Origin of the sequence: Streptomyces sp. NPDC001604, from assembly GCF_042893475.1 — a bacterium.
In the GTDB taxonomy this organism is placed as follows: domain Bacteria; phylum Actinomycetota; class Actinomycetes; order Streptomycetales; family Streptomycetaceae; genus Streptomyces.
Genome location: NZ_JBIAUY010000001.1, coordinates 624,440 through 644,254, shown reverse-complemented (window position 1 = coordinate 644,254; position 19,815 = coordinate 624,440). Strand labels below are relative to the sequence as shown.

The window sequence follows — 19,815 nt, the reverse complement described above, 5'->3', positions numbered from 1 at the left end:
CCGGTTCTGGCGAGTGCCGGTCGCGGCATTTCAGCCCGTCCGGCGTTTGAGGACGAGGCCGTTCAGGCCGAAAAGCGGGGGTCTGGGGGCGGCAACCCCCAGGCGGTCACCCCACCGCCTCGGTGACACCCAGCGCCGCGAGCAACCGCTCCCGGTACTCGCCGCGCGCCGCCGCATCCCGGTCGATGGCCAGATCGAGCGAGATCCGCCCGGAGTCGAGCACCAGCACCCGGTCGGCGAGCACGATCGCCTCGTCCACGTCATGGGTGACGAGGAGCACGGACGGCTGATGCCGCTTCCACAGCTCCCGCAGCAAGGCGTGCATCTTGATGCGCGTCAGCGCGTCCAACGCCCCGAACGGCTCGTCGGCCAGCAGCAGTTCGGGCTCGCGGACCAGCGACCGCGCGAGCGCGGCCCGCTGTGCCTCGCCGCCGGACAGCTCGTTCGGCCAGGCCCGTTCGCGGCCCTTCAGGCCCACCTCGGCGAGGGCCTCGCGGCCCTTCTGCTCGGCGTCCCTGCCGTCCAGGCCGAGGAGTACGTTGTCCAGGACCCGCCGCCAGGGCAGCAGCCGGGAGTCCTGGAAGACCACGGACACCTGCTCCGGGGCCGTGAGCTGCCCGCTGCCGGCGACCTTGTGGTCCAGGCCCGCGATCGCCCGCAGCAGCGTGCTCTTGCCGGAGCCGCTGTGCCCGAGCAGGGCGGTGAACTGTCCCGCCGGGATGTCGAGGTCGATGCCGTCGAGGACGGTCCGCCCCTCGAACGACCGGGTCAGCCCACGGAGTTGGACCGCGGGCCGGGTCAGCTGCTCAGTGTGCGGCGCCATGACAGCACCCTCCGTTCGATGAGACGGACCGCGCTGTCGGAGACCAGGCCGAAGATCCCGTAGACGAGCAGGCCGACGAGGATGACGTCGGACTGGCCGTAGTTCTGGGCCTGGAACATCATGTAGCCGAGTCCGCTGGTGGCGTTGATCTGCTCCAGGACCACCAGACCCAGCCAGGAGCCGGTCACCCCGAGCCGGAGTCCCACGAAGAATCCGGGCAGGGCGCCGGGTATGACGATCTGGCGGATGAACCGGAAGCGGGACAGCCCCTGCACCTCGGCGAGTTCGACGAAGCGGCTGTCGATGCCGGACAGCGCGGAGTGCGTGTTCAGATAGATCGGGACGTAGACGACGATCGCGATGATCGCGATCTTGAACGCCTCGCCGATGCCCAGCCAGAGGATGAACAGCGGGATCAGACCGAGGGTCGGGATCGCCCGGTTGAGGTTCACCGTCCCGTCGATCAGCGCCTCGCCGACCCTGCTGAGCCCGGCGGCCAGCGCCAGCACGACACCGGCCGCGAGACCGATGGTGAAGCCGTACGCGGCCCGTTCGAGGGAGGTCAGGATGTCCGTGGGCAGCGTCCCGGCGCTCCACAGCCGGCCCGCGGTCCGCAGCACCGTCCAGGGCGCCGGGATCGCGGCCGGGTCGAGCTGTCCGGCGGCCGAGGCGGCGGCCCACAGGGCGAGGAAGAGCACCGGGCCGATCAGCCGGGAGGCGGGCAGCCGCCTGCCGGGGGACAGGCCGCGGCGGCGGCGCCGTATGGTACGGCTCCGTTGTTCCCGAGCCTGCGCCGGGAGCGCGGTGGGCGTGGTGGTGGTCATGGCGGTCACCTCCGGTACTCCGCCGGCACGGCCTTGGCGGCGATGGACTCGAAGCGGTGGTCGAAGAGCGAGGAGACGTCGAACTTCTTCACGAAGCCGCCCTCGGCCAGCAGATCGGCGGTCTCCTGCTCCCACTTGATCGCCTCGCCCCAACTCGGCGGGAACAGCGGCTTGTTGGCGAGCTTGCTGATGCCCCGGGCCTGCGCGGGGGTCAGGTTCTGCGTCTTGACGTAGAACTCCTCGTTCCAGGCGTCGGGGTTCTCGTAGATCCAGACCTGGCCCTTGGCCCAGTACGGGATGTACGCGGCGACCGCGGCGGCCTTCGCAGGGTCGTTGAGCACGGAGGTCGGCGCCCACAGCAGATTGAGGAGGTCGACGACGTCCGTGGTGATGGCGTGGGCGCCCTTGGACTCGTACTGCCCGAGATAGGCGGGCGCCTGCTGGTTGGGGAGCGGCGCGATGTCCACCTGGCCGGACTGCAGGGCGGTCAGGAACTGGTTGCTGGTGAGCGGGACGAGGTCGACCTCGTCGTACTTGAGGCCCGCCTTCTTCAACGCCCGCAGGAGAACGACACCCTGGGCCTGGCCCTGCGAGAAGGCGAGCTTCTTGCCCTTGAAGTCGGCGACCGACCGGATGTCGCTGCCGGGCTTGGTGGCGAAGAGGTAATTGGGCTTGCGGGTGATGTTGATCGCGACGATCTTCGCGTCGAAGCCCTGGTAGTGCGCCTGGATCGGCGGGATTCCCGCATTGTTGGCGACGTCCAGGGATTTGGCGCGGAAAGCGTTGATCACATCCGGCCCTGCACCGATGTTCAGCCAGTTCGATACCTTGAACGGCAGGTCGCCCAACTTGGCCAGTTTGAACTGGAGTTGCTCGGTGTTCTGATACGAGGCGATCTTCAGGCTCGTACCGGCCGGAACCTTGTCGGCGAGCGGCGCGGTCGAGACGCCCTTGCTGTCGGCGGATGCACTGCCGCCCGCGCAGCCGGTCAGACCGGCGACACCGGCCGCGGCACCGAGCACTGAAGTGAGAAAGAGCCGTCGGTCGAGACCGGGCACGGGAGAAGAAGGCATGGCAGGACTCCGTGAGTCGGGAAGGAAAGAAGGGGAAGAAGGGAAAGAAAGGCATGCGGAATTCCGGGCGACAGACGGCCAGAGGAAAGGAATTCACACAGCAGGAAATGAGCGCTTCACACGCGGCAACGTGTCAGCAACAAAGGGTGCGACAGCTCACGATCGGGCTCATGAGTACGATGTTCCTGGTCGGCGTCGAGCCCTGTCAATATTCGGCGATTCTGAATTAAATAGCCTCAGGTCAAGTGGCCAGCGGATCCCGGTAGAGCACGTCGAGGGCCACCGAACCGCCCGCCACCGCGAGCACCGAATCCGGGAAACTCGTCGGCACCACGGCAGCCGCGCGCTCGTCGCCGACCCCTTCGCGCAAGGCGTTCAGGCAGTCCTCCCGGTGGATGATCCCGACCTCCGTCACGACCACCGTCTCCGGATTGAGCACATCGAGCAGCAGCCGCGCCGCCCGCCCGATCGCACCCGCCCGCTGCACCAGCAGCCGTACCGCCTCGGGATCGTCCGCGGCGGCCGCCGCGACCACATGCATGGGGTTCACGCCGTCCGTCACGCCCGCCTCCCGCGCCCGCCGGCACAGCGTCCGCTCGCTCAACTCGGCCTGCAGGCAGCCGGTCCGCCCGCAGGCGCAGGGCTCCGTGCCGCCCGGCACCGGCAGATGCGCGATGGCGCCCGCCTGGGAGCGGGGCCCGTGGTGCACCTCGTCATGGGTGGCGAACGCCGCGTCGACGACATTGCCGACGAACAGATGCAGCATGCTCCCGCTGCCCCGCGCCCGCCCGAACAGCCGCTCCGCGTTGACCAGGGCCCGCGCGTGGCCGTCCACATGGACCGGCAGCCCGGTGTGCTCGCCGAGCACCTCCCGCACCGCGACCTCCCGCCAGCCGAGCAGCGCGTGCTCGACCACGGTCCCGGACTCCCGGTCCACCCAGCCGCCGACGGCCACGCCGACACCGAGAGCTCTGCAACGGGGGTTCTGGGCCAGCAGCGCCCCGAGCCCCTCGGCGGCCCGGGCCAGCACCCACCCGGGATCGGTGCGTTCGTGCTTCAGCTCGCGCAGCGCCACCACCCGGCCGCGCAGATCGAGCAGCGCGACCGTGGTGTAGCGCACCGCGACATGCACCCCGCCGACCACGAACCGGGAATCGTCCAGGTCGACGGGGACATGCGGGCGGCCCACCCCGTTCGACCGCCGGGGCGCGGCCGACTCACGGATCAGGCCCAGTTCGGCGAACCGGGCGCAGTAGTCCGTCACCGACGCCGGCGACAGACCGGTCAGCCGGGCGATGGTGCTGCGGGCCACCGGACCGTGCTCCAGCACGGACCGCAGCACGACGCTCGCGCTGGTACGGCGACGGGCAGAAGGGGTCGCAGGGGAGGCAAGGGTGGATGCCGGGGCAGAGGGCATGGGAGACCGTCCTCGGGAACGGGGCCGACACGTCTCGGAGGTCGAGGCGTGCCGCGGCCCGCCTCACACCGGACGGCGACAGGTGGCAGCACCCTGGCGTCGCAGGTCGACATAGCGACGCGACGTGAAGTTCCGGGCCTGGGCAACCATGGCTCGAAGGGTAGGCCAGAAAAGGTGAATCCGGCCAGACCACTAGGATTCATTTGGTGGGACCCTACAGAGCTGTCTGCGTGCTGCTGAGTGAGCACGGCCTCCCTGCCTCAGTGACCGGTGTCACGCGAAACCCCGTGTAACCAGCACTGTTTGTTCGAAGCCCACCAAGCTCGCGTTCCAGCCTTTGTCGACCGCTGACGGTGATCGGCTCGAGGCCGCCGGGATAGCGTCACCGTGTCCCAGCATGTCCCCGTCACCCGCGGAGTCCCCATGAGCACCGCTGCCGCCACCGCCCGCCCCCGCGAGGTCCTCGCCGACCTCCTGCCCGCCTCCCGCGTCCGGGACGTGGCACTCGTGCTCGGCGGCGCCGCGCTCACCGGCCTCGCGGCCCAGCTCTCCGTGCCCGTCCCGGGCTCCCCGGTGCCGGTGACCGGCCAGACCTTCGCCGCGCTGCTGGTCGGCACGACGCTGGGCGCGAGCCGTGGCCTCGCCTCGCTCGTGCTGTACGCGCTGGCCGGTCTCGCCGGTGTGCCGTGGTTCGCGGGCGGCAGCTCCGGTGTCTCCGTCTCCTTCGGCTACATCCTCGGCATGCTCCTCGCGTCCACCGTCGTGGGCGCCCTGGCACGCCGCGGCGCCGACCGTTCCGTGCTGCGCATGGCGGGCACCATGCTGCTCGGCGAGGCGATCATCTACGCCGTCGGCGTCCCGTATCTGGCCTACGCCGCAGACATGTCCGCGTCCGCGGCGATCGCGGCCGGCCTCACCCCGTTCCTGATCGGCGACGCCCTCAAGGCCGCCCTGGCGATGGGCGTCATGCCCACCGCCTGGAAGCTGGTCAACAAGCGCTGAGGTTGTAGTTCCTGCGGAAGAGGTTCGCCGGGTCGTACGAAGACTTCAGCTCGGCGAGCCTCTTCAGCGTTCCGGCGTCGTACAGCCCGTCCGTCCGGTCCCCGCCGCCGAAGGCGAAGTTGAGCGCCCGTCCGATCGTGACCGGAGCGAGCGGCGCGAACGCCGGATCCAGCACCGTGCGCGCCGCGTCCCGGTCGCCCACCGTCAGCAGCCGCACCAGGAACCGCCCTTCGCGGTACGGCACGGAGTTCGGCGCAGGCCGGGCGAGCGCCCCGCCCAGGTGGTTGATCTGCAGGACGCACATCGGCCCACCCGCATCCGGCCCCACGGCGGCGAGCACCTCACCGGCCCGCTCCACGTCCAGCTCGCTCAGCACCGCACTGTCCCCGTAGTACGCATGAGGGAAGTCGGGGTCGCTGTGGATGGTGTGGCTCTCGGCATACGGCATCTCGCGCAGGGAGTCGGCGAGCGCGGGCCCCAGCTCACGCAGCGGGGCGACGAGTTGCTCACCATCGGCCCCGATGTACGCGACACGCACGGAGACGACGTACCGACCCCGCAGATGCGGCGGCAACGCCGGGATGTCCGGATACGGTACGGCCGCGAAGGACGAGGTCAGCCCGTCGGGCACGGTCCGCGTCCACTGCTCGTACGCCCGCAGCAGGGCCGCCGGGTCGACCTGGCGGCCGTCGAACGCGAGGGAACCGCCGTAGAGCGTCCGCACCGGTACGAGGCCGATCTCCAGCTCGGTGACGACGCCGAAGTTGTGGCCGCCGCCGAGCAGGGCCCAGTACAGGTCGGGGTCGGACTCCGGGGTCACATGCCGGAGCCGGCTGTCCGAGGTGACGAGGTCCAGGGAGCGCACATGGTCGGCTGCGTACCCGAACTCCCTGGCCAGGATGCCCAGTCCGCCGCCCAGCGTGTAGGACACGGCGCCGACGCTCGGCGCTGAGCCGTTGAGCGGCGCCAGACCGTACGGCTCGGCGGCCGCCACGACCTGCCCCCAGCGGACGCCGGCCCGGACGCGGGCGGTGCGCGCCTCGGCGTCGACGGTCACCCGGTCCATCCGCTTCGTCGTCACCAGCACCCCGCCCTCCGAGGCGCCGGGCAGCCCGTGCCCGGTGGCCTGGACGCCGACCGGCAGTTCGTGTTCGGCCGCGTACCTCACGGCGGCGATCACGTCGTCGGCCGAGGCGGCGGCGAGGACGACGGCGGGCCGCTGGGCGAAACCGGTCTGGAAACCGGCGAGTTCGTCGTCGTAACCGGGCTCGCCGGGACGGAGGGCGAGCAGGTCAGTGGTGTGGTCGGCGGAGTTCATGAAACGGATCGTGCCCGCATAACCTGACAGGTTCCGTCAGGTTATGCGGGCGAAGTGGCGACCGGTGTGCCCGAGGGGCTCAGCCGCGCAGCCGCTGCGGGGTCGGCCGCCGGGAGGACCACCACAGGCCCGCCGCACCGGCCGCGATCAGCGAGGCGCCCGCCGCGCCCAGCGGCAGGACATCGCGCCCGACACCGGTCTTGGGCAACTCCTTGCCGCCGCTCGGGGCCACCGGCTTGTTGTCGGTGCCGAGGAGCAGCGGTGTGGCCGGGGCGTTCGGCGACGGGTTGGTCGTGCCGAACGGAACCGGGCCCTGCTGCCAGTACGTCTTCTTCCCGTCACCGGACTGCACCGGCAGGCAGATCTTGCCGGTCTTGTGCAGGTCGTACGTGGCATCGACGGCAAACGACTTCGACTTCCCGGCCGCAAGATTGTCGATCGGGCAGGAGAAACCGCTGTTCGAGCCGGCCGGAAGATTCTTTCCGTCAATCTTGGAGCAGCCTTGAACACTTTTGACCGTGAGCCCGTCGAAACCGACGACCAGAAGCTGAATCTTTCCGCTGTCCTTGGTCCCCCCGTTCTTCACCGTGGCGGTGAGAGCCGTCTTTTGCGAGCCGTTGTCGACCGAGATCCTGGAGGGCAGGAGCGTGGTCAGCTTCACGCCTGCCGGTGCCTCGTCGACGGCCTTTCCCCCCTTGCTGCTGCCCGGCCCCTGGTCGTCCGCGCTGGCGGTGAAGGAAAGGATCATCACCGCCGAAAAAGATGCCGCGACCAGCGATCCCGCGATGGTCGTCGTGCGACGAGAACTCATGTTCACATCCCCCTTGGCTGCGCCTGAATTCGCAGTACTTGAAGAGCTACCACAAGATTTCTCCGCACTATGCTGGTACGTCATGAAGTGTGACCATTGTGTTTCAGTCGGGGCGCGGTCGAGGTAATTGAGGTAGCCGAGGGAATTTCGGTGGCTGAGGGGGTGCAGCGGATTGCCGGGGAATGAGACAAGCGGCGGAGTTCCAGGGCTGTTGGTGACGGGACGCTACCGGTTGGTCGAAAGCATCGGCCAGGGAGGAATGGGGCGGGTGTGGCGAGCCGCCGACGAGATGCTCGACCGCCCGGTCGCCGTCAAGGAGATACGCATAGACGGCCTGGACGCGGAGGACACCCGCACCCGCCGCGAACGCACGCTGCGGGAGGCCCGGGCCACCGCACGGATCGACCATCCCAATGTCGTGCGGGTCTACGACGTGGTCGACGAGGGCGAACGCCTGTGGATCGTCATGGAGTTGGTCGTCGGCCGCTCCCTCGAACGGATCATGGTGGAGGAGGGGCCGCTGGGACCGGGCGAGACGGCACGGATCGGGCTCGGACTGGTGGCGGCGCTGCGGCAGGTGCATGCACGCGGTGTCCTGCACCGGGACATCAAACCCGGGAACGTCCTGGTGGAGGACGGCGGCAGGCGCATCGTCCTGACCGACTTCGGCATCGCCGCGATCCAGGACGCCAAGGCGCTCACCATGGTCGGCATGCTCGTCGGCTCCCCCGACTACATGGCCCCCGAACGCATCTCCGGCCGCCCCCAGGGCCCGCCGTCGGACGTGTGGTCCCTGGGCGCGACACTCTGCGCGGCCCTGGGCGGCCGCTCCCCCTTCTCCCGCGACACGACCCTGGCCACCCTGCACGCGGTCCTCTACGAGGAGCCCGCACTCCCCGCCGCGGCCGGCCCCCTGCGTGACGTCCTGGCAGCCCTGCTGGAGAAGGAACCGGCGGTCCGCCCGGCCCTGCCCGACCTGGAGGAGGCCCTGCGCCGGGTCGCGTACCCGGCACCCACCCCGACTCTTCCCGTGGGCGAGGGAGAGGGCGATGGTGCGGCGGAGGAGAAGGCTGCCGATCCGAGCCCCGCCGAGACTCCTGCGGCCGAAGGGCCCACCCCGGCCTACCTGGACACGCGTCTGGTACGTGCCGCACGCGACCCCAGGCAGCCGGCGCCCGCTCCCATCGAGGACGCGGTACCCCAGGAACCGCCGGACACCTACGACTTCCGTCCCCCGGCGCCGACCACCGTCCGCGAGGCCTCGCCCCACCACACGGCAGCTCGACAACCTCCCGCCACACCCCCGTCTCCGCGGGCACCGCTCAACGCATCCACCGAAGTCCCCTCCGAACTGCGCTCGGAGGCCCGCTCCGAGACCTCGTCCGCCAACCCGGCCCATCGGAACGGCTCCGACGTCCCGCACCGCAGTCGCCACCGCGCCGTACTGGTGGCCGCCGGCGGTCTGGTGGCGGCCGGTGCCCTCGTCGCCGTATTCCTCCTGACGAACTCCGGATCACCCGGCGGCGAGCGCGCAGGTTCCTCGACCGCACCGACGACGTCCGCCTCGACGCCCCGCGACAGCCCGTCGCCCACCGTGGAAGGCACGTCCAGGCCGCAGAGCCTGCCTCCCGGCGCGCACCGGGAGGCAGGCGGATTCGCATGGGCGCCACCGCAGGGCTGGCGGCGGGATCTGAAGACGGGGGCCGAGGTGCACTACACGTCCCCCGACGGCACACAGGAACTGGTCGCCAAGTCGTCCCTCGCCCGCGGCGACCTGATGGAGACCTGGCAGAAGTCGGAGCGGGCCGCCCACCAGGGCCAGGACTACCGGAAGATCCGCCTGGAGAAGACGACCTTCCGTGGCAACCCGGCCGTGGCCTGGGAGTACACCTTCTCCATGAAGGGCACCCCCTGGCACGCCCGGCTGCTGGGCTTCGACCAGGACGGGAAGTCGTACCAGATCAACACCTGGTACCAGCCGGAGACCGAAGCCCGGGCCCTGAAGACCTACGACAGTGTCAAGGACAGCTTCACGGTGCTGTGAGCGGTGAAGCGGGGGCGCCGGCGTCAGCCGGCCTTGACCTTGTCCTGCCCCCGCACCTCCGCCGGGGCCGCGCCCGCGACAGCGGCCCGGCCGCCCCCGCGCACCTTCTCCTTGACCACGGCGACGACCAGCACGACCGCCGCGACCAGCAGCGACAGCAGTACGGTCTCGCGCCCGTCGTGCTCCGTGTCCGTGAGCATGTAACCGAGCACGAACACGATCAGCGCGGCCGTCGCCCAGGTCAGATACGGGTACAGCCACATCTTCACGACCAGCTTCTCCGGCGCCTCGGCCTGGATGATCCTGCGCATCCGCAGCTGCGAGAAGCAGATGACCAGCCACACGAACAGCGCCACCGCGCCACTGGAGTTGACCAGGAAGAGGAAGACCGAGTCCGGGAACTTGTAGTTGAAGAACACGGCGACGAACCCGAAGACGACGGACGCGACGATCGCGGCCATGGGAACGCCCCGCGAGGTGGTCCTGGCGAACGCCTTCGGCGCGTCCCCCCGCTCGCCGAGCGAGAAGGCCATCCGGGAGGCCGTGTACAGACCCGAGTTGAGACAGGACAGCACCGACGTCAGCACGATGAAGTTCATGATCTGACCGGCGTGCGCGATCCCGAGCGAGTCGAGGGCGGCGACGTAGGAGCCCTGCTTCTTGATCGACGGGTCGTTCCACGGCAGCAGGGTCACCACGACGAAGATCGAGCCCAGGTAGAAGACGCCGATCCGCCAGATGATGCTGTTGGTCGACTTGGTGACGGCCCGCTGCGGGTCCTCCGACTCACCCGCGGCCAGGGTCGCGATCTCGCTGCCCATGAAGGAGAAGACGACCAGCAGTACGCCGGTGAGGATCGCGCCGGGCCCGTTGGGCAGGAAGCCGCCGTGACCGGTGAGGTTGCCCAGGCCCGCCTTGTCGCTGTCGACGCCCGGCAGCACCCCGAAGACCGCGAGCCCGCCGACCACGATGAACGCACCGATCGCGACGACCTTGATCCCCGCGAACCAGAACTCGAACTCGCCGTAGGAACCGACCGAGACGAGGTTGGTGGCGGTCAGCACCGCCATCACGATCAGGGCCCAGCCCCACTGCGGAACGGCCGGCACCCACCCCGCAAGGATCTTGGCCCCGGCGGTGGCCTCCACCGCGAGCACCACGACCCAGAAGAACCAGTAGAGCCAGCCGATGGAGAACCCGGCCCAGCGGCCGAGCGCCCGGTCCGCGTGCGCCGAGAACGAGCCGGAGGTCGGGTTGGCGGCGGACATCTCGCCGAGCATGCGCATCACCAGGACGACGAGCGTGCCGACGAGGGCGTACGACAGGAGGATGCCCGGTCCCGCGGTGGCGATACCGGAGCTGGAGCCGACGAAGAGGCCGGCGCCGATGACGCCACCGATGGCGATCATCGACAGATGGCGGTTCTTCAGTCCGGCCTGGAGACCAGTCATGGGGAATTCCTTTGCGCCGGGTGAGCGGTCACGTACGGGTCGCGTACGAGTTGGTCCAGTGAAACGGAGGCAAAGGGATTCGTGAACCTTTGAATCCAGATCGTTACTTGAGGTTTCCTTGAGGTTCCTTGGTCGGGATCGCTGTGCTGGACCGCCTTCCCTCCCGGCCGCCACCCGAGGCTGCTGCCCGGAAACAGCCGTGTCACACTCGGAACCATGCGCGTGTATCTCGGCTCCGACCATGCGGGCTTCGAACTCAAGAACCACCTCGTCGAGTGGCTCAAGGCGGCAGGCCACGACCCCGTCGACTGCGGCCCCCACATCTACGACGCCCAGGACGACTACCCGCCCTTCTGCCTCCGCGCCGCGGAGCGGACGGCCGCGGACCCGGGCTCCCTCGGCATCGTGATCGGCGGCTCCGGCAACGGCGAGCAGATCGCGGCGAACAAGGTCAAGGGCGTCCGCGCGGCCCTCGCCTGGAGCGAGGAGACGGCGTCCCTCGGCCGCCAGCACAACAACGCGAACGTCGTCGCGGTGGGCGCGCGCATGCACACCCAGGAGGAGGCGACCAAGTTCGTCGAGACCTTCCTGGGCACCCCGTTCTCCGAGGACGCCCGCCACATCCGCCGAATCGACATGCTCGCGGAGTACGAGACGACGGGCGACCTGCCCCCGATCCCGCCCCACCACCCACAGCAGTAATGCTCAGCCCGTCCGGCGCCCGAGCTTTTCTTCTCAGCCCGTCCGGTGCCTGAGTTTTTCAGCCCGTCCGGCGTTTGAGGACGAGGCCGTCAGGCCGATGGGGGTCCAGGGGGCGAAGCCCCCTGGGCGGGGTCGAAGGGGCGGCAGCCCCTGGGGACGGGAACGGGTAAGGGCGGCGGGGGCGAGGAAACCCGCGTCCGCCCACCCGCAGACGAACAGGAGCCACCGTGCCAGAGGGGCACACGATCCACCGCCTCGCCAAGGACTACGCCACAAGCTTCCTCGGCACGACCCCCCACGTCACCAGCCCCCAGGGCAAGTTCTCCGACGCCGCAGAACTACTCGACACCGCCGAACTCACCCACACCGACGCCCACGGCAAACACCTCTTCCTCGGCTTCCGGGACACCGACTGGGTCCACATCCACCTGGGCCTCTTCGGCAAGGTCACCTTCGGCGCGGCCCCACCACCCCCACCCACGGACACCGTCCGCCTCCGCCTCGCGAACAACACGTCGTACGTGGACCTCCGCGGCCCCACGACCTGCGCCCTGATCACGGACACCGAGAAGAACGCGATACACGCCCGCCTCGGCCCCGACCCCCTCCGCGAGGACGCCGACCCGCAGACGGCGTACCGCCGAATCTCCCGCAGCCGTACGACGATCGCCGCCCTCCTCATGGACCAGAAGGTGATCGCCGGCGTCGGCAACGTCTACCGCGCCGAGGTCCTCTTCCGGCACAACATCGACCCGTACCGCGCGGGCAAGGACATCACCCCCGCCGAGTGGGACGCGATCTGGTCCGACCTGGTCGAGCTGATGCACGAGGGCGTCCGCAACAACCGCATCGACACCGTCCGCCCGGAGCACACCCCCGAGGCGATGGGCCGCCCGCCACGCGTCGACGACCACGGCGGCGAGGTGTACGTCTACCGCCGGGCCACCCTCCCCTGTCACATCTGCGCCGAAGAGATCCGCACCGCCGACCTCGCCGCCCGCAACCTCTTCTGGTGCCCCACCTGCCAACAGCGCTGACGCGCCGCTAGAACCCGTGCGGCAGCCAGGGCGCCACCGTCGAGCCGAACGCGAGCGACGCCTCCGTCAGTGCGCCCTGGCGCAGCTCGCGCACCCGGCCGGCCGCCGCCAGCGACGCCAGCGGGACCCCGCCGAGGTACACCGAGCCCAACTCCCGTACGGACAGGGCGAGATCGGCGGCGTCCGCCGTACGCTCGCACGACGCACCCTTCGGATCGCCGGTCAGCCGCCAACGGCCCTCGTTCCAGGGGCAGAAGGCGTCCTCGACCTCCAGCACCACGTCCACCGGCGCCTGATAGGTGCGTGCCTGCAGCGCGGCGCCGACGTCCACCAGCCGTACGTGCAGCGAGTCCCGGACCAGCAGCGAGCAGCGGCGGATGTCGGACACCATGTGCTGCCAGGGCTCGTCCAGCGGTCGCCGCCGCGCGTCGATCCGCGACGTCAGGTCGATCTCGAACAGGAACCGCCAGAGCGCCGCGTGCGCCGCCGGGTCCAGTGCCTCCACGTCCTGTGTGACGACCGTCCCCTTGGGGCCGGCGGCCTCCCAGTCCCCCTTGATCCGGAAGCGGGCGTAGCCGACGACCGCGCCGTCCCGCTCCGCGAGCACGCACTGCAGCGGCGACGCACCGTCCCGCTCGCTCTCCGGGTCGAGCAGCCACAGCCGCTCCCAGCCCGGAATGCGCGCCACCATCCCGGGCCGCCGCGCGACCAGTTGGGCGTACACCGCCTCGCACGCGTCGAGTACGTCGGCCGGCTCGGCGTACCGCAGCCGTACGTCATCCGTGCCGGGCGGCACGGACAGCCGTACACGAGTCGTGTCGATCTCGGCGTTGACGTGGTACGTCCCGACGCCGTACCCGAACCGTCCGTAGATCGCGGGTTCGGACGCCGTCAGGACGGCCAGCGGCTCGCCCCAGGACCGTACGTCGTCCAACTGCCGCCGCATCATGGACGTCAGCACCCCGCGCCGCCGGTGCGTCGCCGCCACGGACACCATGGTCACGCCCGCCGTGGACACCGCGGCCCCGCCGGGCACGGTCAGCCGGAAGGAGAACGCGCCCGCCGTCCCGACGCACGCGTCACCGTCCCAGGCACCGAGGGAACGATCCGTCTCGGTGAGCTCACGAAACAGCGCCCGTTCCTCGGCCGGCTCCGGAATCCCGCCGAAGGCGCGGATCAGGTTGTCGTACCACTCGTCCCAGTCTTCCCGGCGCAGTACGCGCAAGTCAGTCCCCATGAACCATGCCTACCAGGGCATTGCGGGAGGAGCGAGGGAATTTCGCCTTGGCGGACCCGCAACGGCTTTCTGTGAAGTTCACTGTGAAGTTGAGCCTCGGACGGGGGACAAGTGGGACCTCCCGTGCCAAGCAGCTGGTCCGATGGATAGGGTCCCGAACTAATGGCAGCAGGACGAGAGCGGCGCGCAGCAGCCGAGACGTTCACGGCCCGGTTGAAGATGCAGTGGCACCGGGTCCGCGTCGGCCTGCGCAGAAGCGCCGTGGACTACTTCCGCGGCGACGGCTCGGACTGGGTCGCGCTCGCCGGTCTGCTCCTCACCGTCCCGCTGATCGCCGCCGTCACGCTCGCCAACTCCGTCTGGTGCTCCCCGGCCGTGCTGGTCCTGCCGATCGTCGCGGGCGGCCTGCTGCTGCGGCCCGCGAGCCTGCTCGGTCTGTACGCGGCCGCGGCCACGGCGCTGATCGTGGAGTCGGTGAAACTGGGGCCCTACACGGAGGGCCCGTCCCGTGTCACCCCCGGCGTCGTACTGGTGGTGGCCGCCTGCGGGTTCTTCGGTCTGCTCATCGCCCAGTTCCGCAGCCGGGTCGGCGTGCCCTGGCGGCGCGGCGGCACCATGCTCTTCGACCTGCGCGAGCGCATCCGGGTGCAGAGCAAGCTGCCGCTGCTGCCGGTGGGCTGGCACCGCGAGATGGCGCTGCGTCCGGCGGGCGGCCAGTCCTTCTCGGGCGACTTCGTGGTCGCCGCCCGCACCAACGGCGGCCGCACGATGGAGGTCGTCCTGACGGACGTCTCCGGGAAGGGCATGGACGCGGGCTCGCGCGCCCTGCTCCTGTCGGGGGCCTTCGGCGGCCTCCTCGGCTCCCTGCCCCCGCACGCGTTCCTCCCGGCGGCCAACGGCTATCTGCTCCGCCAGGACTGGGACGAGGGCTTCGCGACCTCGATCCACCTCGTCCTGGACCTCGACTCCGGTGACTACGAGCTCTACTCCGCGGGCCATCCGCCGGGCCTCCAGCTCAGCGCGGGCAGCGGCCGCTGGGAGGAGAAGGCGGCCGAGGGACCGCTCCTGGGTGTGTACGACGGCGCGCAGTTCGACCCCGTGAAGGGCTCGCTCCGCCCCGGGGACGTGTTGATGCTGTTCACAGACGGCCTGGTGGAGACCTCCGACCGGGACATCGTCGAGGGCATCGACCGCCTCACCGGCGAGGCCGACCGCTACGTCGCCGGCGGCTTCCACGGCGCCGCCTGGCACCTCATCGAGGCGGTCGCGAAGGACGTCAACGACGACCGCGCACTCCTGCTGATCTGCCGGGAGGGCCCGACGGCGACCTCCCAGCCGCCGACACAGGGCTGAACCGATGACCGGAACCCCTAGCAGTCCGATGACCCTCGCCGAGGTCGAGGCCACCGCCCGCGCCGCCCACAAAGGCCAGACGGACAAGGCGGGACGCCCCTACACCGAGCACCTCCAGGCGGTCGCCGAGGGCGTACGCACACGAGGCGGCGACGAGGACCAGATGGCAGCAGCCTGGCTCCACGACGCCGTGGAGGACGACGCCCTCTCCGAACAATGGCTGAACGAGGCCCCCCTGAGCCGCCGCACCAAGAACATCGTCCTGGCGGTCACGAAGCGCCCGGGGGAGAGCCCGGAAGCGTACGCGGAACGGATCCTGTCCACGCCGGGCGCCCTGCTGGTGAAGGAGGCGGACCTGGCACACAACGCGGATCCGGCCCGCCTGGCCCGCCTCACCGACGAGGCAACCCGCAGAAGACTGACCGAGAAGTACGCAAGAATGCGCGCACTTCTCGGCCTGGCCCAGCAGTAGCCGCCTGGTCTTCAGGCACGCGGGCGGCAACCCCTCAGGCGTTGGCCACCTCGCGCCCCCGCGCAACCCCCGCTCCCTCCGGCTTGAAAGCCCACCTCATCTCAGGCTCCATCACGCCCTTGAACACCCGCCGCACCGGCGAAGTGCACAACAGAGTGACGGCCGCGGCGAACGCCACCGTCACCAAGATCTCCCCCAACGGCCGGTGCAACCACTTCGGCTCGAACCAGCCGTAGAACTCCCCGGCCTTCACCAGGAACCCGTGCAGCAGGTAGCCGTAGAGCGTGCCCGCACCGAGTGCCGTGAACCACATCTTCCGGCGCGGCACCCAGGCGAAGAAGCAGGCGGTCAGCAGCAGTGAGCAGCCGAACATGGCGAGCACCATGACCGGTCCGGTCCACCACGGCGCGCCCAACTCCTGGGCGGAGTCCCGGTGGTAGAACCACGCGGTGTTCATCCGCGGCACCGCCCACCAGCCGACGGCCGACGCGGCCACGAAGACGGGCACCGCCAGGATCCGCATCCTCCGCGTGCGCACCATCCGGAAGTGCTCCGGCTTCATGCACAGGCCCAGCACGAAGTACGGCAGGAACTGCAGCACGCGCTGGAGGTCGAGGTCGTCGCCGATCTCCGGTGAGACCGACCCGAACATCGCGATGCCGAGCGCGACGGGCAGCGGCCACCGCAGGGTCTTCCACAGCGGGGTGGTCAGCCGCCAGATGAACAGTGCGGCCAGGAACCAGGTGAGGTACCAGGGGTCGAGCAGACTGACCGTCATGCTCGGGTCGTGGTCGCCGTAGCGCTTGAAGAGGGTGTACGCGGTCTCGAAGACGATGTACGGCACGAGGACGCCGGTGATCAGTCGTCTGACGCGGTCGGGGCGCATGTCGAAACTGCGCGAGAAGTAGCCGGAGATGATGATGAACGCCGGCATGTGGAAGGTGTACACGACGGTGTACGCGGCCTCCAGGATGCGACTGTCACCCTTCAGCGGCTCCCAGGAGTGGCCCATCGCCACCAGCAGGATCGCCAGGTACTTCGCGTTGTCGAAGAACGAGTCGCGCTGTTTGCCGGGTTTGGGGGGCTTGTTCTGCTGATTCTGTGGTGACCGCGGACTCGGCACTCCCGACGCCGGCGACTGTGCCGGAGGGAGCAGCGCCCTGTTCTGGCCGTGCGGGTGCAACGAGTTCGCAGCGTCAAACATCTGAGGCACCCTAGCGTCGTCTGTGGGTTTTCGTAAAACTCCCCACGTGGTTCCCTCAATGTTCCCTCAATTGGCTTCGAGTGCCTGCGATTAAGGGAAGTCGACAACCGACGACAACCGTCGACAACCTCATGGACGTGACGGTCGGCACACCATTACATGTCCTGGTTGTCACGACTCGTCCCGACTAAACGGGGCATACGACCAGGGGGCGACTCCAGTGGAATGTCTGCTTCATTGGCCTTTCGAGGGGCTCGCGTTGGCAACTGTGCTGTGCCCGTGACAACAATTCGAAATACCTGCGAACGCGTTGTGTGGACATGGAAATGATCTCGGCGAATTCCCTGTGCGGGTGCACCGTCGAATTGCTGTGCGGGCAACGGGCGTTGGGGCTCTCGGACGTGCCGCGCCCACATGGCCGAGGCAAAGGTCCGGCACAGGTGTCACCGACGATGCCTCACCTGTCGCATACGGGGGCCCTGTTGGTGGCACGATGGTTCTGGCGGGGGTGCGCGGGGCTGGCACCCCCGGGCCGGGAGAGCGGACCGACCGAGGGTGTGATCAGTTGTGGCCATTTCACTGTCAGTGGTGCTGCTGTTGGCGATCATCCTGGTGGTGTTGATCAGGGGAGGCTCGATCAAGGCCGGCCCGGCGATCGTCGCGGTGCTCTTCGGCTTCTTCCTCGCGTCGACCGGCATGGCCCCGTCGATCAACCGGTTCCTGAACTCGATAGCGGAGACCATCAACTCGATCAGCTTCTGATCCGGGCAGATGCTCCACCCGCGGGGGACGCGGAGGCCGCCGCGCCGCGCCCGTGGACGATCACGCCCCACGCACCGGACGTGGCGGCGCCCGAAACGATCAGGGCCGGGCCGGAGGAAGATCCTCCGGCCCGGCCCTGATGTGCAGAGAGCGGGCGACGGGAATCGAACCCGCGTAGCTAGTTTGGAAGACTAGGGCTCTACCATTGAGCTACGCCCGCACAGCACGCGCCGCAGGTCAGGTGACCGCGGCACAGAAGGCATCGTAGCGGGTCCGGCCCCCTCGGCGCACACTCCGTAAATGCGGCGGCCGCGCTGTCTGTGGGCATGTACCCTACGTGTCGCACCTGACGGGGTGTGGCGCAGCTTGGTAGCGCGTCCGCTTTGGGAGCGGAAGGCCGTGGGTTCAAATCCCGCCACCCCGACCACCGACCGGTCAACACCGGTCACCCCGGGCGATCACCTCGCATGATCGCCTTTGGGGCGTTCAGCCGCTGCGGTTACTATGCAAGCTGCGCGCCCGTGTGTCTCATCCACAGGAATCCACTGGACCACCACTGGAGATCCTTCGGACGTCCTCCGGGCGGCGAAATCCGCCGGACCAGTCTGGCTCCGGCAGAAACCAAGAAGTCAGCCACAAGGAGACCGAACCGTGAAGAGCGCCGTGGAGACCCTGAACCCGACCCGGGTTCGGCTCACTGTCGAGGTGCCCTTCGAGGAGCTCAAGGACAGCCTCGACGCGGCGTACAAGAAGATCAACCAGCAGGTCACGGTGAAGGGCTTCCGGAAGGGCAAGATCCCGGCGCGCGTCATCGACCAGCGGTTCGGCCGCGGTGCGGTCCTGGAGGAGGCGGTCAACGACGCGCTTCCGAAGTTCTACACCGAGGCGGTCAACGAGGCCGAGCTGAACGTCCTCGGCCAGCCCGAGGTCGACATCACGGAGCTGAAGGACGGCGAGACGCTGAACTTCACCGCCGAGGTCGACGTCCGTCCCGCCCTCGAGATCCCGGACTACTCCGGCATCGAGGTCGAGGTCGACGCCGTCGAGGTCACCGACGAGGACGTCGACAAGTCGGTCGAGCAGCTCCGCGAGCGCTTCGCCTCGACCTCCCCGGTCGAGCGCGCCGCCGAGGACGGCGACGTCGTCACCATCGACCTGGAGGCCAAGGTCGAGGGCGAGGTCCTGGAGGACGGCGTCGCGAGCGGCGTCTCCTACACCATCGGCTCCGGCGAGCTGCTCGACGGCATCGACGACGCCGTCAAGGGCCTGTCCGCCGGCGAGGAGGCCACCTTCACCTCCGAGCTCAAGGGCGGCTCCGCGGCCGGCAAGGAGGCCGAGGTCACCGTCAAGGTCACCCAGGTCGCCGCCCGCGAACTGCCCGAGCTGGACGACGAGTTCGCGCAGCTCGCCTCCGAGTTCGACACCCTGGAGGAGCTGAAGGCGGACAGCCGCAAGCGCCTCGAGAACATGAAGCAGTACGACCAGGCCACGCAGGCCCAGGAGCGCGTCCTGGAGAAGCTGCTGGAGCTCGTCGAGGTGCCCGTCCCCGAGAAGCTGCTCGAGGACGAGATCAACACCCGTAAGCACAACCTCGAGCACCACCAGCTCGGCCAGATGGGCCTCGACCTCGAGAAGTACCTCGAGATCCAGGGCAAGACGGTCGAGGAGTTCGACGCCGAGACCAAGGAAGCCGCGGTCAAGGGCATCAAGACCCAGTTCGTCCTCGACGAGCTGGTCAAGCAGGAGAAGCTCAACGTCAACCAGGAGGAGCTCACCGAGCACCTCATGCGGCGCGCGGCCTCCTCCGGCATGTCCCCCGACCAGTTCGCCCAGGCCGTCGTCGAGGGCGGCCAGGTTCCGCTCCTGGTCGGCGAGGTCGCCCGCGGCAAGGCCCTCGCGGTCGTCGTCGAGGCCGCCACGGTCAAGGACACCAACGGCGAGGTCATCGACCTGGACGACGAGGACGAGGTCGAGACGGCCGCCGAGGTCGCCGCCGAGGCCACGGAGGCCGACGCCACCGAGGCCGACGAGGAGAAGACCGAGGGCTGACGCCCCCGGCGCTCCTGACGGACGTATGACGGGCCCCTGGGGGACTTCCCCAGGGGCCCGTCTCGTTCCGGGGAGCGGCAGCCGCACAAAGGGGCGCGAGGAACTGCGCGATCAGCCCCACACCACCCGCAGTCGCAGATGAACCGAAAGTACCCACGACGCTACGCCCCCGGCGAACACCCCCCTCCGCGGGATTCCCCGAAGGGACCCGCGCGTTAGGGTCCATGAATATGGGG

At 69.4% G+C, this 19,815-nt stretch carries 17 protein-coding genes and 2 tRNA genes; 9 read left to right on the top strand and 10 right to left on the bottom strand.

Annotation, left to right across the window (positions count from 1 at the left end; translation table 11 throughout):
- Positions 1-106 precede the first annotated feature (106 nt).
- From ACFY1E_RS02985 to ACFY1E_RS02970, 4 genes are all read right to left on the bottom strand, one after another.
- A complete protein-coding gene (locus ACFY1E_RS02985; protein ID WP_389070655.1) occupies positions 107-823 on the bottom strand; it encodes an ABC transporter ATP-binding protein in 717 nt (238 codons plus the stop codon).
- Positions 799-1,647 (bottom strand): ABC transporter permease, encoded by an 849-nt coding sequence (locus tag ACFY1E_RS02980; RefSeq protein WP_389070652.1) that lies wholly within the window; start codon positions 1,645-1,647, stop codon positions 799-801. The genes ACFY1E_RS02985 and ACFY1E_RS02980 overlap by 25 nt, the downstream gene beginning before the upstream one ends.
- A gap of 5 nt (positions 1,648-1,652) precedes the next feature.
- A complete protein-coding gene (locus ACFY1E_RS02975; RefSeq protein WP_389070650.1) occupies positions 1,653-2,720 on the bottom strand; it encodes an ABC transporter substrate-binding protein in 1,068 nt (355 codons plus the stop codon).
- 241 nt (positions 2,721-2,961) lie between these two features.
- Positions 2,962-4,137, bottom strand: coding sequence for an ROK family protein (locus ACFY1E_RS02970; RefSeq protein WP_389070647.1), 1,176 nt, complete (start codon positions 4,135-4,137; stop codon positions 2,962-2,964).
- Between the two features lie 423 nt (positions 4,138-4,560).
- Between ACFY1E_RS02970 and ACFY1E_RS02965 the strand changes: the two genes are divergently transcribed.
- A complete protein-coding gene (locus ACFY1E_RS02965) occupies positions 4,561-5,139 on the top strand; it encodes a biotin transporter BioY (RefSeq protein ID WP_389070645.1) in 579 nt (192 codons plus the stop codon).
- On the opposite strand, the gene ACFY1E_RS02960 is transcribed toward ACFY1E_RS02965, so the two are convergent.
- Positions 5,126-6,457, bottom strand: coding sequence for an FAD-binding oxidoreductase (locus tag ACFY1E_RS02960; RefSeq protein ID WP_389070643.1), 1,332 nt, complete (start codon positions 6,455-6,457; stop codon positions 5,126-5,128). The genes ACFY1E_RS02965 and ACFY1E_RS02960 overlap by 14 nt on opposite strands.
- A 79-nt stretch (positions 6,458-6,536) precedes the next feature.
- A complete protein-coding gene (locus ACFY1E_RS02955) occupies positions 6,537-7,268 on the bottom strand; it encodes an LPXTG cell wall anchor domain-containing protein (RefSeq protein WP_389071602.1) in 732 nt (243 codons plus the stop codon).
- A 259-nt stretch (positions 7,269-7,527) separates the two neighbouring features.
- On the opposite strand from ACFY1E_RS02955, the gene ACFY1E_RS02950 reads away from it, so the two are divergent.
- The gene (locus tag ACFY1E_RS02950) at positions 7,528-9,312 is read left to right on the top strand and encodes a protein kinase (RefSeq protein WP_389070641.1); all 1,785 of its coding nucleotides are present in this window, start codon (positions 7,528-7,530) and stop codon (positions 9,310-9,312) included.
- A 23-nt stretch (positions 9,313-9,335) separates the two neighbouring features.
- Here ACFY1E_RS02950 and ACFY1E_RS02945 read toward each other — a convergent pair whose 3' ends face one another.
- Positions 9,336-10,763, bottom strand: coding sequence for an amino acid permease (locus tag ACFY1E_RS02945; RefSeq protein WP_389070639.1), 1,428 nt, complete (start codon positions 10,761-10,763; stop codon positions 9,336-9,338).
- A gap of 216 nt (positions 10,764-10,979) precedes the next feature.
- On the opposite strand from ACFY1E_RS02945, the gene ACFY1E_RS02940 reads away from it, so the two are divergent.
- Together ACFY1E_RS02940 and ACFY1E_RS02935 are read left to right on the top strand one after the other, a co-directional pair.
- Positions 10,980-11,465, top strand: a complete 486-nt coding sequence (locus ACFY1E_RS02940) for a ribose-5-phosphate isomerase (RefSeq protein WP_389070637.1) — start codon at positions 10,980-10,982, stop codon at positions 11,463-11,465.
- A gap of 227 nt (positions 11,466-11,692) precedes the next feature.
- Positions 11,693-12,502 carry an Fpg/Nei family DNA glycosylase gene (locus ACFY1E_RS02935; RefSeq protein ID WP_389070634.1) on the top strand — a complete coding sequence of 270 codons (810 nt, stop codon included), beginning with the start codon at positions 11,693-11,695 and terminating at the stop codon, positions 12,500-12,502.
- Positions 12,503-12,509: 7 nt separating this feature from the next.
- Here ACFY1E_RS02935 and ACFY1E_RS02930 read toward each other — a convergent pair whose 3' ends face one another.
- Entirely contained in the window at positions 12,510-13,739 is a 1,230-nt protein-coding gene (locus ACFY1E_RS02930; protein ID WP_389070631.1) for a GNAT family N-acetyltransferase, read from the bottom strand.
- Positions 13,740-13,901: 162 nt separating this feature from the next.
- On the opposite strand from ACFY1E_RS02930, the gene ACFY1E_RS02925 reads away from it, so the two are divergent.
- Positions 13,902-15,092, top strand: coding sequence for a PP2C family protein-serine/threonine phosphatase (locus ACFY1E_RS02925; RefSeq protein ID WP_389070628.1), 1,191 nt, complete (start codon positions 13,902-13,904; stop codon positions 15,090-15,092).
- Between the two features lie 4 nt (positions 15,093-15,096).
- Positions 15,097-15,564, top strand: a complete 468-nt coding sequence (locus ACFY1E_RS02920; RefSeq protein ID WP_389070626.1) for an HD domain-containing protein — start codon at positions 15,097-15,099, stop codon at positions 15,562-15,564.
- Between the two features lie 34 nt (positions 15,565-15,598).
- Here ACFY1E_RS02920 and ACFY1E_RS02915 read toward each other — a convergent pair whose 3' ends face one another.
- A complete protein-coding gene (locus tag ACFY1E_RS02915; protein WP_389070624.1) occupies positions 15,599-16,768 on the bottom strand; it encodes an acyltransferase family protein in 1,170 nt (389 codons plus the stop codon).
- 567 nt (positions 16,769-17,335) lie between these two features.
- Between ACFY1E_RS02915 and ACFY1E_RS02910 the strand changes: the two genes are divergently transcribed.
- Positions 17,336-17,530: a hypothetical protein gene (locus ACFY1E_RS02910; protein ID WP_016435177.1), complete on the top strand. Its 195-nt coding sequence runs from the start codon at positions 17,336-17,338 to the stop codon at positions 17,528-17,530.
- Positions 17,531-17,679: 149 nt separating this feature from the next.
- On the opposite strand, the gene ACFY1E_RS02905 is transcribed toward ACFY1E_RS02910, so the two are convergent.
- Positions 17,680-17,750: transfer RNA gene (locus ACFY1E_RS02905), tRNA-Gly, on the bottom strand.
- Between the two features lie 130 nt (positions 17,751-17,880).
- On the opposite strand from ACFY1E_RS02905, the gene ACFY1E_RS02900 reads away from it, so the two are divergent.
- Positions 17,881-17,957 (top strand) — tRNA-Pro (locus tag ACFY1E_RS02900).
- A gap of 224 nt (positions 17,958-18,181) precedes the next feature.
- Positions 18,182-19,579: a trigger factor gene (gene tig, locus ACFY1E_RS02895; RefSeq protein WP_389070621.1), complete on the top strand. Its 1,398-nt coding sequence runs from the start codon at positions 18,182-18,184 to the stop codon at positions 19,577-19,579.
- The last annotated feature ends 236 nt before the right edge of the window (positions 19,580-19,815 follow it).

What these genes read in the sequence shown, in the direction of transcription:
- ACFY1E_RS02985 (WP_389070655.1), bottom strand. Translation starts at nt 823, where the DNA reads ATGGCGCCGCACACTGAGCAGCTGACCCGGCCCGCGGTCCAACTCCGT.
- ACFY1E_RS02980 (WP_389070652.1), bottom strand. Translation starts at nt 1,647, where the DNA reads ATGACCACCACCACGCCCACCGCGCTCCCGGCGCAGGCTCGGGAACAA.
- ACFY1E_RS02975 (WP_389070650.1), bottom strand. Translation starts at nt 2,720, where the DNA reads ATGCCTTCTTCTCCCGTGCCCGGTCTCGACCGACGGCTCTTTCTCACT.
- ACFY1E_RS02970 (WP_389070647.1), bottom strand. Translation starts at nt 4,137, where the DNA reads ATGCCCTCTGCCCCGGCATCCACCCTTGCCTCCCCTGCGACCCCTTCT.
- ACFY1E_RS02965 (WP_389070645.1), top strand. Translation starts at nt 4,561, where the DNA reads ATGAGCACCGCTGCCGCCACCGCCCGCCCCCGCGAGGTCCTCGCCGAC.
- ACFY1E_RS02960 (WP_389070643.1), bottom strand. Translation starts at nt 6,457, where the DNA reads ATGAACTCCGCCGACCACACCACTGACCTGCTCGCCCTCCGTCCCGGC.
- ACFY1E_RS02955 (WP_389071602.1), bottom strand. Translation starts at nt 7,268, where the DNA reads ATGAGTTCTCGTCGCACGACGACCATCGCGGGATCGCTGGTCGCGGCA.
- ACFY1E_RS02950 (WP_389070641.1), top strand. Translation starts at nt 7,528, where the DNA reads ATGGGGCGGGTGTGGCGAGCCGCCGACGAGATGCTCGACCGCCCGGTC.
- ACFY1E_RS02945 (WP_389070639.1), bottom strand. Translation starts at nt 10,763, where the DNA reads ATGACTGGTCTCCAGGCCGGACTGAAGAACCGCCATCTGTCGATGATC.
- ACFY1E_RS02940 (WP_389070637.1), top strand. Translation starts at nt 10,980, where the DNA reads ATGCGCGTGTATCTCGGCTCCGACCATGCGGGCTTCGAACTCAAGAAC.
- ACFY1E_RS02930 (WP_389070631.1), bottom strand. Translation starts at nt 13,739, where the DNA reads ATGGGGACTGACTTGCGCGTACTGCGCCGGGAAGACTGGGACGAGTGG.
- ACFY1E_RS02925 (WP_389070628.1), top strand. Translation starts at nt 13,902, where the DNA reads ATGGCAGCAGGACGAGAGCGGCGCGCAGCAGCCGAGACGTTCACGGCC.
- ACFY1E_RS02920 (WP_389070626.1), top strand. Translation starts at nt 15,097, where the DNA reads ATGACCGGAACCCCTAGCAGTCCGATGACCCTCGCCGAGGTCGAGGCC.
- ACFY1E_RS02915 (WP_389070624.1), bottom strand. Translation starts at nt 16,768, where the DNA reads ATGTTTGACGCTGCGAACTCGTTGCACCCGCACGGCCAGAACAGGGCG.